Here is a 15,492-nt window from a genome sequence, read left to right as displayed (position 1 = left end):
CGGCGGCGCAGACCTTCCACGTGGACGAGGCGAACCTGCTGCCCGAGGCCTCGGGCATCGTGGACGCCCTGTGGTTCCTGGAGGAGAAGGCCATCCCCGCGGACCACTGCCAGTACTTCTGATCGCGAGGGCGATCACCGGGTGCTGACCGGGCCGCAGCGGCTTCGACCGTGCGCGGGGATAGGCCGAGGCCGCGCACGTGGTGGCCGGCTTCGGCGAGCAGCATGGACAGGCTGCCGGTGCCGCACCCACAGGTCCGCGACGGACGACGGCGGCGGCACCAGCGGCAGCAACAGGTCCGCCCACGCCCGGCCGGTGGTCGAGTCGAGTCTGGATCTCAGCGGTCGAGCAGGAACGCCAGGGTGCTCTCGGCCAGCCGGGCCTCGACGGCGTCGGAGTCGGGAGCGGTGGCGCGGCGGAACTTCTGCGAGGCGAGGACGGACAGCAGCCACCACGCCGCCGCGTCGAGGTCCAGGTCGGGGCGCAGTTCGACGTGGTCGTCTCCGCGCTGGCCGTGCACCACATCCCCGAGGAGCACCGCGCCACCGCGTACGCCGAGATGCGCCGCGTCCTCAAGCCGGGCGGACGCGCGCTGATCGCCGACTTCCGCCCGCCGCGCGGGAGGCTGGGGCGGCACTTCGTCCACATGGTCACCGGCGAAGCGATGAGCGCGAACCCGGTGGAGCGGATCGCGCCGATGATGACCGCCGCCGGGTTCCGCGTCACCTCGACCCACCAGGTCGGCGCGTTCTTCCACTGCGTCCGCGCGGAGAGCGCGTGAGGCGGCACGTCGGGCGGGTCGTGCTCGGGCTGGCGGTCGTCGTCGGGTTGGCGGTCCACATCGGACTGGGCTACCTGGCCGGCCTGGCCGTCGCGCTGCTCGGCCTCGCCGGGCACGTGCCGCTCGGCGTGGCGGCGGGGAAGGCGTGGCAGGGTCGGAAGGGGTCCTGACGCACCGAAAAATCTCCGGTCCGGGTGTCGATATGGGTGCGGCCCGTTCGTAGTGGGGTGAGGATGCGGGAAGTGCCCGCCCGGCGTGAGGGGAGTGGTCTCGGTGCGGTACATGTTGTCCGCGTACAGCCGTGAGGGGCAGGTGCGCGAGCCGGTGAACGAGGAGCAGGCGCGCGAGTCGTACGCACGGCTGGGTGTGGTGGAGCGCGAGATGGCGCAGGCCGGGGCGTGGGTGTTCTCCGGGCGTCTGCACGAGTCGGACACGGCGACGGTCGTGCGGTACGCGGGCGGCGAGGTGTTGACCACCGACGGGCCGTTCGCGGAGACCAAGGACCACCTCGGCGGGTTCTACGTCGTGGAGGCCGCCGACCTGGACGCGGCGCTGGGGTGGGCGGCCAGGGTCACCGAGTGCATCGGGGTGCCGGTCGAGGTGCGCCCGTTCGCGGCGTTCGCGGATGAACCGCAAGCCTGACGTCGACGAAGCCGCGGTCGGCCGGATCTTCCGCGCGGAGTCCGGCCGGTCCGTGTCGGCGCTGATCGGGTGGTTCGGCGACATCGACGTGGCCGAGGACGCGGTGCAGGAGGCGTTCGCGGTCGCCGTGCGCAAGTGGCCGCAGGACGGCCTGCCGCCCAACCCCGGCGGCTGGATCACCACCACCGCGCGCAAACGCGCCATCGACCGGTTGCGCCGCGAGGCGCGCGGCCGGCAGTTGCTCGGCGAGGCGGCGTTGCTGGCGGCACCCGACGACCCGGTGGAGGAGGACGTGGACACCGTGCCCGACGACCGGCTGCGCCTGATGTTCACCTGCTGCCACCCGGCGTTGTCGCTGGAGGCGCGGGTGGCGCTCACCCTGCGGCTGCTCGGCGGTCTGTCCACCGCGCAGGTCGCGGACGCGTTCCTGGTGTCGGAGCCGACGATGGCGCAACGCCTGGTCCGCGCCAAGCGCAAGATCAAGGCCGCCCGCATCCCGTACCGCACGCCGGGTCCGGCGGAGCTGCCCGATCGACTGCACGCCGTGCTGGGCGTGCTCTACCTGCTCTACAACGCGGGCCTGGCCGGGCGCGGGCAGGTGGACCTGTGCGGCGAGGCGATCCGGCTGGCGCGGGTGCTCGCCGGGCTCATGCCCGACGAACCCGAGGCGGCCGGCCTGCTCGCGCTCGTCCTGCTGGTGGAGTCCCGGCGCGCGGCGCGCACGGGGCCGGACGGTTCGTTCGTGCCGCTGGGCGACCAGGACCGCCGTCGCTGGGACGTTGCGCTGATCGACGAGGGCCATGAGATCGTCCGGGCGTGCCTGCGGCGTGACCGGCCCGGCCCGTACCAGGTCCAGGCGGCGATCAACGCCGTGCACGCCGACGCCCCGACCGCCGAGCAGACCGACTGGCCGCAGGTCCTCGCGCTCTACGACCACCTGCTCGCCCTCGCACCGACCCCGGTCGTCGCGCTCAACCGGGCCGTCGCGGTCGCCGAGGTGCACGGACCCGCCGCCGCCCTCGCCCTGGTGGACGAGTTGGACCTCCCCGACTACTACGCCTACCACGCCACCCGCGCCGACCTCCTGCGCCGCCTGTCCCGCCCCGAGGAAGCCGCCGCCGCGTACGCCCGCGCCGCAGCCGCCGCACCCACCGACGCCGAACGGATCTTCCTGGAACAGGGCGGCCGGGGCGCACGGTAACCCCGGTCAACGGGTTGCGGCCACGGTTGGGGGCCGTGCGGAGGGGTTACTCGACAGGGGTGCCCGAAGGGACGGAGAAGCCGGTGGCGGAGGTGGGTGGCCTGGTCGCCGGGCGCTACCGCGTGGTCGAGCGGATCGGCGTCGGCGGGATGGGGGTGGTGTGGCGGGCGTTCGACGAGCAGCTGGGGCGGACGGTCGCGCTCACTGGACATGCTGCGCACCGACCCGGCGGCCCGTCCGACGATGGCGCAGGTCGCGCAACGAGGAGTTCTGGAAGTGGGTCAAGGAGTTGCGGATCTCGTCGCCGCCGCAGGCGACCGGGCCGGACGTGGTGACCGTGGGTGTCGACCACGAGGCCGAAGAACGTGGCCGGGTGCGGGAAACACAACGGCTGCGGCTGATCGCGCGCGACGGCGGGCTGCTGATCGACGCGGACGAACTGGTGTCCTCGCAACGCTTGGAAGGTGGCAAGGAGGACGAGAAGGGGAAGAAGGACAAGGAGAAGGGCAAGAAGGAGGGTGACGGCTGAGCCCGCGCCCAGTTCGATCAGGGTCGACGCAAGGATCAAGAGGTGCGCAAGCTGGTGTACTACGCCGCCTCGACCCTCGACGGCTTCGTCGCCGGACCCGGCGGCGCCGACCCCACCGGTCCCTTCGGTACCGGTCCGCTTTGGTGCCGGACCGGTACGGAAAAGGGTCAGAGCATCCCGGCGGCGCGGAAGAGCCGGTCGTAGATGTCCCGGATGACGTTTTCCTTGCGCCGGTTGTAGTCCATGACGTTGCCGCCGCCGGGGATGGCGGCCTGCTTGGCTTCCTGGTAGCGGTCGCGGTCCTCGGGGTGGGTGCGCAGCCAGTCGCGGAACATGCGGTGGCGGATGACCTCGGGGCAGTCGGGGCCGAAGACGTGGAGGTTGGCGGCGGGGTCGGCGAGGCGCAGGGCGCGGTGCTCGTGGAAGGACGGTTCGCGGATCTGGAGGACGTAGCCGAGGCGTTCCAGCGCGGGCACGTAGGCGTCCTCGTCGCGGGGATCGGCCACGACGAGGTCGATGTCGATGACGTCCTTGGCCGCCAACCCTTCCACCGACGTCGACCCGATGTGGTCGACCTCCAGCGCCCGGTTCCCGAGCGCCGCCCGGATGTCCGCCGCCAGGGCCTGGAAGCGTTGCGGCCACTGCGGGTTGTAGGGGGTCAGGGACACCGACGTGGGCGGGGGAGGTCCTTGCACCCAGGGGTTCTCGTCGCGGTCGGGATCGTGGTGGCGGGTGATCTCCTCGAAGCTGGGCACCCGCCGCAACCTAGCGACCCCCGCCCGTTCGGGCGACCGCGTTTCTTGGGGTTTTTGAACTCAGGCGTGGATGAGGGGGACGTCCAGGGCGCTCAGGGTCGGGTTGGTCGCGGGCGCGTCGGTGATCACGGCGGCGACGTCGGCCATGGGCAGCACCGAGAAGCGGGAGGCTGTGCCGATCTTCTCCGAGCTGGCCAGCACGTAGGTGTCGGCGGCTTGGCGGGAGAGGGCGCGTTTCATGGCTGCCTCGTCGGCGTCGCCGGTGGTCAGGCCCAGCTTCTCGTGCACGCCGGTGACGCCGAGCAGGAACACGTCGGCGTGCAGCCCCTGTGCCGCCTCGACGGCCGCCGCGCCGCACGTGACCATCGAGTGCCGGAACAGCCGGCCGCCGATCAGGTAGACCTCCACCTCGCGGTGGTCGACCAGGGCGCTCGCGATGGTGGGGCTGTGGGTGATCACGGTGGCGGGGAAGTCCGGCGGCAGGGCGTGGACGACGGCGAGGGTGGTCGTGCCGCCGTCGAGGATCACGGTGGTGCCGGGTTCGAGCAGGGCGGCGGCGCGGGCGGCGACCCGTTGCTTGCCCGAAGTTTCCAGTTCTTGCCGGGTCGTGTAGTCGGCGATGGCGGGCGAGACCGGCAGCGCACCGCCGTAGACGCGCTGGCACAACCCGGCGGCGGCCAGTTCGCGCAGGTCGCGGCGGATGCTGTCCTCGGACATGCCCAGTTCGGCGGCCAGGTCCTTGGCCACGATCCGGCCGTCGACGCGCAGCCGTTCGAGCAGCAGATCACGGCGCTGGGCAGCGAGCATGCCTGGCCCTCCTTGTTTGTTCCGAGTTCTGCACGTTATGGTACGGCCATGACCAAGCCCATGCTGATCCTCATCGCCGGCCCTTACCGCTCCGGCACCGGCGACGACCCGGAGTTGATGGCCCGCAACCTGGCGCGCCTGGAGGAGGCCGCGTGGCCGATCTTCCGCAGCGGGCACGTGCCGATGATCGGCGAGTGGGTGGCCCTGCCCGTGCTGCGCGGCGCCGGCGGCGACTCCCCGACCGACCCGGTGGCCGACGGCATCATGTACCCGACCGCGCAACGCCTCCTCCAGCACTGCGATGCGGTCTTGCGCCTGCCGGGCGAGTCTGTTGGCGCGGACGAGGACGTGCGGATCGCGCGGGAGCGCGGATTGCCGGTGTACCAACGGGTCGAGGACATCCCCGGCTACCGGGCGGCCTGACGCGGTCGATGCGGTGGGCCGCAGGTGCCGCTACCTCAACGAACGCCTCACGAGTGCGCGGGTGATCATCTGTCCGAAGTGGACACCGTGGTCATCACTCCGCCTGCACCGCATACGCCCGTGGGTACCTGTGGCCGGCAGGGGGAGTGGAGGGGCCTGAGAAGGAGACCGGAGTTCCGATCGGGAGCGCGAGCAAGCCGTCTGGCAGGTCGTCGCGCGACACGAACCAGGACGCGCCGCGCGTGTCCGTGATGAAACCGTGCGTCTGCCCCGGCTTCCACCCGGTCACCGTGCCCTTGCGCCGTCCCCTGGGCTCGCCCGCCACCGACGCCCCGCCCCCGGACGTCCGCACGAAAGGCGCCCGCAACGGGTAGCCCTCACGCTCGGCCGGTGCGAACAACCAGTCGAACGTGGGCGTCAAAGACGCCGCCGCCCGCAACGGCGCGGCCGTCCGGGGCATCCACGCGGGTGCGACGATCCCGCCGTCCACCACCGGCACCACCACCCGGACCCCGCGAGTTACCAGCCGGGACGCCAAGGGCGCGAAGTCCGCGTCCCCGGTCACCAGCACGACCCACTGCAACGGCACCGAGGTCGCCCGCTCCCACGCCTCCAGCGCGAGGTGGACGTCCACTCCCTTCTCCTTGCCCGAGTGCAACGGCAGGTCGTGCCGCACCACGCCGGCCGCCGCCAACACCGCGTCGAACGCCACCGCCGGCGTGTCGATCCGCCCGCGGACGTAGTGCGCCTCGCTCACCACGCACTCGTCCAACGGCCACCCGCCGACCGTGTGCACGTACCAGCGCAAGGCATCGTGGAACCCGTCCAACGAAACCCGCGCGGCCCGAGGGTGCACTGAAGCGAAGTAGTCGCTCAAATACGCGAACCAGGTGCCGTCGTAGAACACCCCGATCCGCCCGCCGTTCCCCACCCGCGCACCCTACCTCCGACGCACCGCGGTACCGGACACGGCGAGGACGGAGAGCAGGACGAGCGCGCCGGCGGGGGCGAGCACGGTCCACGGGGCCAGTTCGAGGTACGGCTGGTTCTCCGCCAGCAGACGCCCCCACTCCGGCGTGGGTGGCTGTTCGCCGAGGCCGAGGAAGCCGAGGGACGCCAGCACCAGGACGGTGGTCGGCAACCTGAGAAAAGCGTTGCGCACCACGGCCGGGAGCACGGCGGGCAGCAGGTGGCGGCGCAGCAGGTGGATCGGGCCGGCACCGCAGGAGATCGACGCCAGGATGTGGCCGCTCGCCCGTTCCTGTTCCGTCAACGCGGCCGTCTGGGCGGCGTAGGGGGTCCAGCCGATCAGGCACACCGCGGCTCCCGCGCCCCACACCGACGGTCCGGTCACGGCGGTGGTCAGCAGTCCGATCAGGACGGCCGGCAACGTCGACACGACCTCGGTCGGGCCGGCGGCCGCGCGTCCCGCGATGCCGAGCAGCAGGCCGATCACGACGCTGACGGCGGTGACGCCGAGCGCCAGCCCGGCGGTGCGCAGCGCGCCGTGGCCCAGCCTGGCCAGCAGGTCGCGGCCGAGCGCGTCGGTGCCCAGCGGGTGCGCGGGCGACGGGGGCAGCAGGCGGGCGGCGGTGTCGACGTGGAGGGGATCGCGCAGCAGTCCGGCGACGACGAGCGTGAGCAGGGCCAGCCCGCACGAAAAGACCAGGAAGCGCTGGGGCGCGCGGGCCGGTGGGTGGGCGGCGACCAGGCCGCCGTCGCGCAGGGCGGGGCCGAGCAGGGCGTGGCGCAGCACCCCGACGAGCAGACCGGCGGCGACGCCGAGCTGGACCAGGGCCAGGGTCGCGGCTTGGAGCGGCGGGAGGTCCTGGGCAACCGCGGCGTCGAGGGCGAGGCGGCCCAGCCCCGGGATGTTGAAGATCTTCTCCACCGCGACCGCGCCGCCGACCAGGCCGACGACGGTGGGCAGGAACTGGGGGAGCACCCCGGCCACCGCGCCGCGCAGCGCGCGCAGGGCGATGCGGCCCGGGGCGATCCCGCAGGCGTGCCAGGTCCGCACCCACGGTTCGGCGAAGACGGCGGGCAGGGCGTGGTCGAGCAGGCCGCCGATCACCGCCCCGGACGGCACGCCGAGCGCGAGGGCGGGCAGCACCATCGACGACGGCCCCGCCCAGCCGCTGGAGGGGAACCAGCCCAGCCACACCCCGAACACGGTCGCCAGCAGCGAGGCGAGCAGGAACTTGGGCAGCGCGGCGAGGAACGCGGCCCCGGAACCCGCCCGCACCGCCCCACCGAGGCGCAGGGTGCGCGCGACGACCAGCGCGGCCACCGCGAGCGTGACCACGAGCGCGCCGAGCACCAACGTGGTCGAGACCGCGAAGGCGCCGGCCACCTTGGGCAGGACCGGTTCACCCGACACCCACGAGGTGCCCGCGTCGCCCCGGAACAGACCGCCCAGCCAGCGCCCGAGATGGGTGAACGGCCCCTCGTCCAGCCCCAACTGCGCCCGCACCGCGGCCAGCTGCTCGGGCGTGGGGTCCCCGTCGGCGGACCGGGTCCGCAGGACGGTGAGCGCGGGGTCGGACGCGGACAGCCAGGGCAGCAGGGCGACCACGGTCAGCAGGGCCGCCCCGGCGGCCCCCCGACCCACGCCCGCGGTGGTGCGGCTCATCTACTTCAGGCGGGTGTTCAGGTCGATCAGGGAGCGCTCGCGCGGGTCGAGGCGCACGCCTTCCACCGCGGTGGCGATGCCCTGCACGACCTTCTCGTGGACCAGCGGCACGACGGCGTCCGTGCGCAGGACCTCCGCCTCGGCCCGCATGATCTTCTGCTGCCGCAGCGCGGTGTCGTCCTCCCCGGCGGCGGAGGCGATGGCCTGGTCGACCGCGGGGTTGTTCAGGCGGGCCAGGTTGTAGACGCCGGTGCCGGCGAAGTCGCTGGCGAGGTAGGCGACCGCGTCACCGGTGTCCAGCAGCGTCACCCGGGAGAAGACCAGCGCGTCGAACCCGCCCGCCAGCAGGTCGCTTTCCATCTGGGTGTACTCGCGCACGTCCTGCCGCACGGTGAACCCGGCCTTCTCCAGCTGCTGCTGGACGACGCCCGCGACCTCGGGCAGTTCGGCGCGGTTGGTGTAGGCGGCCAGGCGCAGCGTCCGGCCCTGGGTCTTCGACTGGACCTCGGCGGCGGTGGCGGCGTTCGCACGGCCGGTCACCTCGACGCGCGTGCCGGGGATGGCGGGCCCGAACAGGCCGCGCGCCGGGTCGGCGTACCCGCCGAAGACCGAGCCGACCAGCGCGGAACCGTCCACGGCCGCCCGGGCGGCGGCGCGCAGCGACTCGTCGGCGAACAGCCCGGCGGTGTTGAGGACCAGGCTGTCGGTCCGCACGGAGGGCACCTCGTGGCGGGTGGCCGGGTCCAGCAGCTTCGCCTGGGCGGTGGGGATCCACTCGGCGATGTCGACCTCGCCGGCGCGCAGGGCGTTGGCGCGGGCGGTGCCGTCGGCGATCCAGGTCACGTCGATCCCGGGCGCCTTCGCCCGGCCGCCCCAGTAGTCGTCGAAGCGGTCCGCGGTGGCCTTGGCCTTGCCGGTGAGGTTGGTGATCCGGAACGGGCCGGTTCCGGTGCCGATGGGGCTGACGGTCCCGTCCGGCGCGTAGGCCTTGGCGGCGAAGATGCCCAGCGCGGGGCTGGCGAGCCGGAGCGGGAGCACCGGATCGGGCGTGTTCGTGGTGATCGTGACGGTGTCGGCGTCGTCGGCCTTCGCGGTCAGCGTCACGTCGCTGAGGACGCGGGGCTTGGTCTTCGCGGCGGCGGCGTGGCCGAGCGCGGTGACGACGGACTCGGCGGTGAACTCGGTGCCGTCGTGGAACTTCGCCTTGCGCAGCTCGAAGACCCACGTCGTGGTGTCCTTGCGGGTCCACGACTGCGCCAGCGCGGGCACGGCGGTCCCGTCCGCGCCCAGCGCTGTGAGCCCTTCGGCGACGGAGAGCTTGCTCAGCACGGTGGCGTCGTTGCTGTACGGCGACAGGGCCTGCACCGGAGGCACGGCGAGGGCGACCCGCAACCGTCCGCCCGACCCGTCCGGTTCACCCGCGCCCGACACGAAACAGCCCGCCAGCAGGGGGATGAGGGCGAGCGCGGCGACGACGCCGGTGGGTGTTGGGCGCATGGTGGTTCCTGTCGTGCGGAGAGGATCAGAGCGGCGACACCGTATAAGGCAAGCCTCACCAAACCTCACTTAGGTGATTGAAATCTCAATGATCCGCTGCGATCTGGATGGAAATGATTGTCATGAGCTACGGTCCGGGTCCCCCACCCTCGACGACCCCCGGGACAGGCTCATGCACCACCGCACGCTCTTGGGCGCCACCGCACTCGTGGCCGTCTTCGCCCTCACCGGATGTTTCGCGACCGGGGCGACCGGCACCGACGACCCGTCCGGCACGGGCCGGATCAAGGTCGCGATGATGCTGCCGCCGCGGTCGGGGCTGTCGCCGTTCAGCGACGACGCCTTCAAGCTGTCCCGCTGGTCGACGGCGGAGACGCTGGTGACCCTGGACGAGAAGGGCGACGCGCTGCCCGCGCTGGCCACGAAGTGGACCCGCACGTCGGACACCACGTGGGAGTTCACGATCCGGTCCGGTGTGACCTTCCACGACGGCAGCGCGCTGACCTCCGCCGTGGCCGCGAACACGCTGACCCGGGCGATGGCCGCCACGCCCAAGCCGCGCATCCTCGACGGCGTCCGGTGGGAGGTCCGCGCCGAGGGGGACAAGGTCGTGCTCACCACCGGCGTGCCCGATCCTCTTGTGCCGCAACGACTGTCCTCGCCGCAGCTGTCCATCCTGGCCGAGCGCGCCTACGCCCCGGACGGCAAGGTGAACCCGGTCGGCGCGGGCAGCGGCCCGTTCAAGCTGGTGGACTTCAACGGCACCACCAGCGCCACGCTCGACCGCTTCGACGGCTACTGGGGCGAGAAGGCCAAGGCGGCCGGCATCGACGTGTCGTTCGTGCCGGACGGCGCCGCGCGCGCCGCCGCGATCCGCAGCGGCGCGGCCCACATCGCGGAAGCGGTGCCGGTGTCCCAGGCGGCGCTGCTGGACCGGGAGACCATCACCGAGGTCCCGATGCCGCGCACCAACACCCTGTACCTGAACACCAGGTCCGGCCCGTTCACCGATCCCGCCCTGCGCGCCGCGGTCCGCGAGGCCATCGACGCCGAGGCGATCGTGCGGGGCGTCTACGAGGGACGCGCCGACGTGGCGCGCGGCCTGCTCGGACCGGCGCTGCCGTGGGCGGCCGAGGGCCGGAAACCGCTGGGCGAGCGGACGAAGGCCGCGGACCCGAAGGGCGTGACCATCACCCTGGCCACCTTCACCGACCGCGCCGAGCTGCCCGAGGTCGCGTCGGTGTTGCAGCAGCAGTTGCAGGACAAGGGGTTCGTCGTCAACCAGGTCGTGCGCGAGTACGCCCACATCGAACAGGACATGCTGGCGGGCAAGTTCGACGCGTTCATCCTGTCCCGGGCGACGGTGCTGGACTCCGGCGACCCCGTCGCCTACCTGAAGTCGGACTTCGCCTGCGACGGGTCGTTCAACATCGCCAAGCTCTGCCTGCCGGAGGTCGACGCGGCCGTGACCAAGGCCGCCGGCGTGGAAGCCGGTGACCAGCGCCGCGCCGCGATCCTGGAGGCCGAGGCGGCGGTGCTGCGGACCGACGCGGCGATCCCCATGCTGCACGAGCGCGTCATCCAAGGTGACGCGACGACGGTGGCGGACTCGGCCAAGGACCCGCGCGAGCGGCTCCTGATCACCGCGACCACCCGCCTGAAGTGAGCGGCATGCGCGTTGGGGTGCTCCTGCCGCGCGTCGGCGCGCTCGCCGTGATCATCGCGGCGGTGGGGGCGTTGCCGTGGCTGTCGGGCCGGGACGCGGCGCTGTCCGTGCTGCGCGCCCGGTCCGCCGAACAGGAGCCCACGCCCGAGGCGTTGGAGGCGGTGCGGCGGGAACTGGGGTTGGACGCCGGTCCCGCGGAGTTGCTGGGTGACTGGCTGGGCGGGCTGGCGCGCGGTGACCTCGGGCGGTCGTGGGTCAGCGGCGGCGAGGTGCTGCCGTCGGTGCTGTCCGGGCTGGGTGTCTCGTTGACCCTGATGGGCGCGGCGATGGTGGTGGCGGTGCTGTCGGCGGCGGCGTTGTGTGCGCGGACGGTCGTGCGCGGGGCGCGGGGCACGCTGCGCGGTGGTTCCGGCGGGGGCGTGGCGGCGGCGCTGGCGGCGTTGCCGGAGTTCCTGGTCGCCACGATCCTGCTGATCGTCGTGTCGGTGTGGCTGGGCTGGTTCCCGCCGTACGGCTGGGCGGGACCGCGGCACCTGGTGCTGCCCGCGCTCGCGCTGGGCGTCCCGGCGGGCGCGGTGCTGGGCCGGCTGGTGGCCGACGCGCTGCCCGCCGTGGTGGCGGAGCGCTGGGTCGGGTTGTGGCGCTCCGCCGGGTGCACGCCCAGTGTGATCGCGTGGGCGCTGCTGCGGCGAGTGCTGCCTGCCCTGATGCCGCAGATCGGTCTGGTGGTCGTCGGGCTGACCGGTGGCGCGGTGGCCGTCGAGACGGTGTTCGCGGTGCCCGGCATCGGCCGCACCGCCCTGGGCGCGGCGGAATCCCAGGACCTGCCGGTGTTGCAGGCGTCGGTGCTCGCGCTGGTGCTGCTGGGGGTGCTCGCGGGAGCGCTGGCCGGGGTGGTCCGGCACCGGCTGCTCGGGCCGGGGTTGCGGGACGCCGCGCTGTCCCTGCCCGCGCCGACCAGGGGCAGTTCGGGGCGGGTCGTGCCGATCGTGTGCGCGGTGGTGCCGGCCGTGGTCGTCGGCGCGGGGCTGCTGCGGGAACCGCTGCGGCTGGACGTGGCCGCGCGCCTCGCGGGTCCCTCGTGGGCGCACCCGCTGGGCACCGACTCGCTGGGCCGGGACGTCCTGGCCCGGGTCGGGCACGGCGCGGCGGCGACGCTCGGCGTGGCGGTGGCGGTGTGCCTGTGCTCGTACGTGATCGCGATCGTGCTGGGGTTCGTGCCGGGTCCGGCGGCGGGCGTGGCGGAGGCGGTCAACGCCGTGCCCCCGGTGATCGCGGGCATCCTGGTCGCCGCCGTGCTCGGCCCCGGCGTCGTGGGGGCGTCGGTGGCGGTGGCCCTGGTGTCCTGGCCGCCGCTCGCGGCCCACGCGGCGGCCCTGGTGCAGGAGGCGCGCGCGGCGACGTACGTGACGGCGTTGCGCGCCATCGGGTCGCCGCCGTCGTGGATCCTGCTGCGCCACGTGCTGCCGTCGGTGGCCGGGCCGGTCGCCCGCCACGCCGTCCTGCGCCTGCCCATCATCGCGCTCGCCTTGGCGTCCTTGGGTTTCCTCGGTCTCGGCGCGCAGCCGCCCGCACCGGAGTGGGGCCTGCTGCTCGCCGAGTCGCTGCCCTACGTGGAACGTGCGCCGCTGGCCGCGCTCACCCCGGCGGCGATGCTGCTGCTGCTCGCCGCCCTCGCGGTCTCGTTGTCCACGCGAGGCCGGGCGGGTTCCGGGCTTCGCCGCACGCCGATCGTCGAAGGGGCTGGTGCGCGATGAGCCTCCTGGAGGTCCGCGACCTGCGGATCACCGCGGGCGGAGTCGATCTGGTGCGCGATCTGTCCTTCGACGTCGCGGCGGGCGAGATGCTCGCCGTGGTGGGGGAGTCCGGCGCCGGGAAGTCCGTCACGGCGCGGGCCGTGGTCGGGTTGCTGCCCGCCGGGTTGCGCGTGTCCGGTCGGATCCGGTTCGACGGCGAGGACCTGGTCGGTGCTGCGGCGTACCGGAAGCTGTGGGGACGCCGGATCGCTTTCGTGCCGCAGGACGCGTTGTCGGTGCTCAGCCCGGTGCACACCATCGGGGACCAACTCGCCCTCGCCGTCCGGTCGGTGCGCGGGGTGGGGCGCAGGGAGGCGCTGGCGCGGGCCGTCGCCGCGCTCGACCGGGTCGGCATCCCGGACGCCGCCCGCCGCGCCCGCGCCTACCCGCACGAGTTCTCCGGTGGCATGCGCCAGCGCGCGGTGATCGCCATGGCGACGGTCAACGACCCCGACCTGGTGGTGGCCGACGAGCCGACCACCGCCCTGGACCCGACCGTGCAGGCCCGCATCCTGGACCTGCTGGACAGCTTCCGCGAGCGCGCGGGGACGGCGGTCGTGCTGGTCACCCACGACCTCCCCGTGGCCGCCGCCCGCGCCGACCGGGTCCTGGTGGTGTACGCGGGCCGGCACGTGGAATCCGGTCCGGCCCACCGGGTCCTGCGCGAGCCGCGCGCCCCCTACACGGCCGGCCTGGTCGCCTCACTGCCCTCCCCGCACTCGACGAGCCGGTACCTGCCCGTGCTTCCGGGCACGCCCGGCTCCCCGGGTCCTGGCTGCGCGTTCGCACCCCGCTGTCCCGCGGTTGTCGACACCTGCGCGTTGCGGGAGCCCGAGAGCGTCGAGTGGCGGGACGGGCACCGGGTGTCCTGCCACCGGCTCGCCGACCTGCCGCCGCGCACCGCGGACCTGTTCGAGGGGATCACGGCATGACCGCGCCCGTGCTCGAAGTCCGGGACCTCGTCGTCCGCTACCCCGCACGGGGACGCCGAACACCACAGGTCACGGCGGTGGACGGGATCTCCTTCACCGTGGCCGCGGGCGAAACCCTCGCCCTGGTCGGCGAATCGGGGTCGGGCAAGTCCAGCACCGCCGCCGCGGTCCTCATGCTGCGCAAGCCCGAAGGCGGGTCCGTCCGCTTCGAAGGCCGTGAACTGACCACTGTGGACGAACGCGGGCTGCGTGCGCTCAGGCGCGGTTTCCAGCCGGTGTTCCAGGACCCGTACGGCTCGCTCAGCCCGCGCAAGACGGTGTTCGACGCGATCGCCGAGCCGCTGCGCGTCCAGGGCAGGTGGGACCCCGAGACCGGTCGCGCCCGGGTGGCCGAGCTGCTGGACCTCGTGCACCTCGACCGGTCCGTCGCCCGGAAGCGGCCATCGGAGCTGTCCGGCGGGCAGTGCCAACGCGTCGGCATCGCCCGTGCGCTGGCGAGCGAGCCGAAGCTGCTGGTGCTCGACGAACCGGTGACCGCGCTGGACCCGTCGGTGCGGGCGGGCGTGGTCAACCTGTTCACCGAGTTGCAGGACGAACTCGGGCTCGCCCAGCTGTTCATCTGCCACGACCTCGCGCTGGTCCGGCACGTGGCGCACCGGGTGGCGGTGCTGCACCGGGGCCGCATCGTCGAGTCCGGTCCCGCCCGCCGGGTCTGCGACGCACCCACCCACGACCACACCCGCGAACTGCTGTCCGCCGTACCCGACCACCCGCTCCCGCCGTCGAACCGCATGGAGGCTCGATGACCCTCGTCGTTGGCACGCTGACCGCCGCACCGGGCACCAAGGTGCGCGGCAGCGTCCGAGCCGACCTCGGCACCCTCACCACCGACATCCCGCTGACCCTGGTCAACGGCAGCACGCCAGGCCCGCGCGTGGTGATCACCGCCGGCGTCCACGGCGGCGAGTTCACCGGGATCGAGGCCGCACACCGCCTCGCGGCGCTGCTCGACCCCGCGCACATCCGCGGCCAGGTCGTCCTCTGCCCGATCGCCAACCCACCCGCCGCCTACGGCGGACGCCTCGGCACGTCCCCGCTCGACGGCGTCAACATCAACCGCGTCTTCCCCGGCAACCCCGAGGGTGGTCCCACCGAGCGCTTGGCGGCGTGGCTGTTCGCCAACGTGGTCGACGGCGCGGACGCCTACGTCGACCTGCACTCCGGCGGCATCGACGAGTTCCTGCAAGACTTCGTCGGCTACCGGCTCACCGGCGACCCGGACCTGGACGCGAAGACCGCGGCCATGGCACATGTCATCGGCTACGACGACGTGGTCGTGGGCCTGCACGCCGACGACGGCAACAGCCACGCGGCGGCGGTCCGCCGGGGCATCCCGGCCGTCCTGATCGAGACCGGCCAATTCGGCGAACGCGACCCGCGGGCGGCTTCGCGCGTCGTCGACGCGCTGATCCGACTGCTCGACCACGTCCTGGACGGCAAGGACTCCGAGTACCCACCGGCCCGCGAATGGCTCTGGGCCGGCTTCGTCACCTCTTCCGCCACGGGCCTGTGGTACCCGACCGTCACGGCGGGGGACGACGTCACCGAAGGCCAGGTCATCGGCCACGTCACCGACCCAGCCGACGACACGACCCACGAGGTCCACGCGCCCGCCACCGGCCGGGTCTTCTACGGCATGCACGGCCTGACCGTCGTCCCCGGCACCGACCTCGCCGCCATCGCCGCACCCCGCTGACCCGCCCCGCGCCGGTGTGACGGCCGGCGGTGCTGCTGTGCGGGCCGTCGCTGCCAGGTCTGATCATCGCGCCGA

General features: G+C 73.4%; 17 protein-coding genes. 11 read left to right on the top strand and 6 right to left on the bottom strand.

Features of this window, described 5'->3' with window-relative positions:
* Positions 1–337 precede the first annotated feature (337 nt).
* A complete protein-coding gene (locus RIN75_RS18420; RefSeq protein WP_309113180.1) occupies positions 338–520 on the bottom strand; it encodes a hypothetical protein in 183 nt (60 codons plus the stop codon).
* Here RIN75_RS18420 and RIN75_RS18415 point away from each other — a divergent pair.
* The 5 genes from RIN75_RS18415 to RIN75_RS18395 all read left to right on the top strand — a co-directional run bounded on the left by RIN75_RS18415 (position 494) and on the right by RIN75_RS18395 (position 3,153).
* A complete protein-coding gene (locus tag RIN75_RS18415) occupies positions 494–781 on the top strand; it encodes a methyltransferase domain-containing protein (RefSeq protein ID WP_309113179.1) in 288 nt (95 codons plus the stop codon). The two genes, RIN75_RS18420 and RIN75_RS18415, sit on opposite strands and share 27 nt — an antisense overlap.
* Positions 778–951, top strand: coding sequence for a hypothetical protein (locus RIN75_RS18410; RefSeq protein ID WP_309113178.1), 174 nt, complete (start codon positions 778–780; stop codon positions 949–951). The genes RIN75_RS18415 and RIN75_RS18410 overlap by 4 nt, the downstream gene beginning before the upstream one ends.
* Before the next feature lie 112 nt (positions 952–1,063).
* Positions 1,064–1,423 carry a YciI family protein gene (locus tag RIN75_RS18405; RefSeq protein WP_309113181.1) on the top strand — a complete coding sequence of 120 codons (360 nt, stop codon included), beginning with the start codon at positions 1,064–1,066 and terminating at the stop codon, positions 1,421–1,423.
* The gene (locus tag RIN75_RS18400) at positions 1,407–2,624 is read left to right on the top strand and encodes a sigma-70 family RNA polymerase sigma factor (protein ID WP_309113177.1); all 1,218 of its coding nucleotides are present in this window, start codon (positions 1,407–1,409) and stop codon (positions 2,622–2,624) included. Before RIN75_RS18405 ends, RIN75_RS18400 begins: the two co-directional genes overlap by 17 nt.
* Positions 2,625–2,913: 289 nt before the next feature.
* Positions 2,914–3,153: a hypothetical protein gene (locus RIN75_RS18395; RefSeq protein WP_309113183.1), complete on the top strand. Its 240-nt coding sequence runs from the start codon at positions 2,914–2,916 to the stop codon at positions 3,151–3,153.
* Positions 3,154–3,320: 167 nt separating this feature from the next.
* On the opposite strand, the gene RIN75_RS18390 is transcribed toward RIN75_RS18395, so the two are convergent.
* Both RIN75_RS18390 and RIN75_RS18385 read right to left on the bottom strand, forming a co-directional pair.
* Positions 3,321–3,908, bottom strand: a complete 588-nt coding sequence (locus tag RIN75_RS18390) for a GrpB family protein (protein ID WP_309113176.1) — start codon at positions 3,906–3,908, stop codon at positions 3,321–3,323.
* Between the two features lie 60 nt (positions 3,909–3,968).
* The gene (locus tag RIN75_RS18385) at positions 3,969–4,715 is read right to left on the bottom strand and encodes a DeoR/GlpR family DNA-binding transcription regulator (RefSeq protein WP_309113175.1); all 747 of its coding nucleotides are present in this window, start codon (positions 4,713–4,715) and stop codon (positions 3,969–3,971) included.
* 48 nt (positions 4,716–4,763) lie between these two features.
* On the opposite strand from RIN75_RS18385, the gene RIN75_RS18380 reads away from it, so the two are divergent.
* The gene (locus RIN75_RS18380) at positions 4,764–5,138 is read left to right on the top strand and encodes a DUF4406 domain-containing protein (RefSeq protein WP_309113174.1); all 375 of its coding nucleotides are present in this window, start codon (positions 4,764–4,766) and stop codon (positions 5,136–5,138) included.
* A 94-nt stretch (positions 5,139–5,232) separates the two neighbouring features.
* On the opposite strand, the gene RIN75_RS18375 is transcribed toward RIN75_RS18380, so the two are convergent.
* The 3 genes from RIN75_RS18375 to RIN75_RS18365 are packed head-to-tail and all read right to left on the bottom strand — an operon-like array spanning position 5,233 to position 9,267.
* Positions 5,233–6,069: an NYN domain-containing protein gene (locus RIN75_RS18375; protein WP_309113173.1), complete on the bottom strand. Its 837-nt coding sequence runs from the start codon at positions 6,067–6,069 to the stop codon at positions 5,233–5,235.
* Positions 6,070–6,078: 9 nt separating this feature from the next.
* Entirely contained in the window at positions 6,079–7,770 is a 1,692-nt protein-coding gene (locus RIN75_RS18370) for an ABC transporter permease subunit (protein WP_309113172.1), read from the bottom strand.
* Entirely contained in the window at positions 7,771–9,267 is a 1,497-nt protein-coding gene (locus RIN75_RS18365; RefSeq protein WP_309113171.1) for an ABC transporter substrate-binding protein, read from the bottom strand. It lies immediately after the preceding gene.
* A gap of 172 nt (positions 9,268–9,439) precedes the next feature.
* Between RIN75_RS18365 and RIN75_RS18360 the strand changes: the two genes are divergently transcribed.
* The 5 genes from RIN75_RS18360 to RIN75_RS18340 are packed head-to-tail and all read left to right on the top strand — an operon-like array spanning position 9,440 to position 15,417.
* The gene (locus tag RIN75_RS18360) at positions 9,440–10,933 is read left to right on the top strand and encodes an ABC transporter substrate-binding protein (RefSeq protein WP_309113170.1); all 1,494 of its coding nucleotides are present in this window, start codon (positions 9,440–9,442) and stop codon (positions 10,931–10,933) included.
* Positions 10,934–10,938: 5 nt separating this feature from the next.
* Positions 10,939–12,690: an ABC transporter permease subunit gene (locus tag RIN75_RS18355; RefSeq protein ID WP_309113169.1), complete on the top strand. Its 1,752-nt coding sequence runs from the start codon at positions 10,939–10,941 to the stop codon at positions 12,688–12,690.
* On the top strand, positions 12,687–13,661 hold the full coding sequence (locus RIN75_RS18350) for an ABC transporter ATP-binding protein (RefSeq protein ID WP_309113168.1): 975 nt from the start codon (positions 12,687–12,689) through the stop codon (positions 13,659–13,661). The genes RIN75_RS18355 and RIN75_RS18350 overlap by 4 nt, the downstream gene beginning before the upstream one ends.
* The gene (locus tag RIN75_RS18345; protein WP_309113167.1) at positions 13,658–14,467 is read left to right on the top strand and encodes an ATP-binding cassette domain-containing protein; all 810 of its coding nucleotides are present in this window, start codon (positions 13,658–13,660) and stop codon (positions 14,465–14,467) included. The genes RIN75_RS18350 and RIN75_RS18345 overlap by 4 nt, the downstream gene beginning before the upstream one ends.
* The gene (locus tag RIN75_RS18340; protein WP_309113166.1) at positions 14,464–15,417 is read left to right on the top strand and encodes a succinylglutamate desuccinylase/aspartoacylase family protein; all 954 of its coding nucleotides are present in this window, start codon (positions 14,464–14,466) and stop codon (positions 15,415–15,417) included. Before RIN75_RS18345 ends, RIN75_RS18340 begins: the two co-directional genes overlap by 4 nt.
* Positions 15,418–15,492 lie beyond the last annotated feature (75 nt).

The sequence above is a fragment of the Saccharothrix sp. genome (genome assembly GCF_031180885.1).
Classification (GTDB): domain Bacteria; phylum Actinomycetota; class Actinomycetes; order Mycobacteriales; family Pseudonocardiaceae; genus Actinosynnema.
The sequence above is the reverse complement of the archived record's forward strand: the minus strand, read 5'-3'. Positions and strand labels throughout refer to the sequence as shown.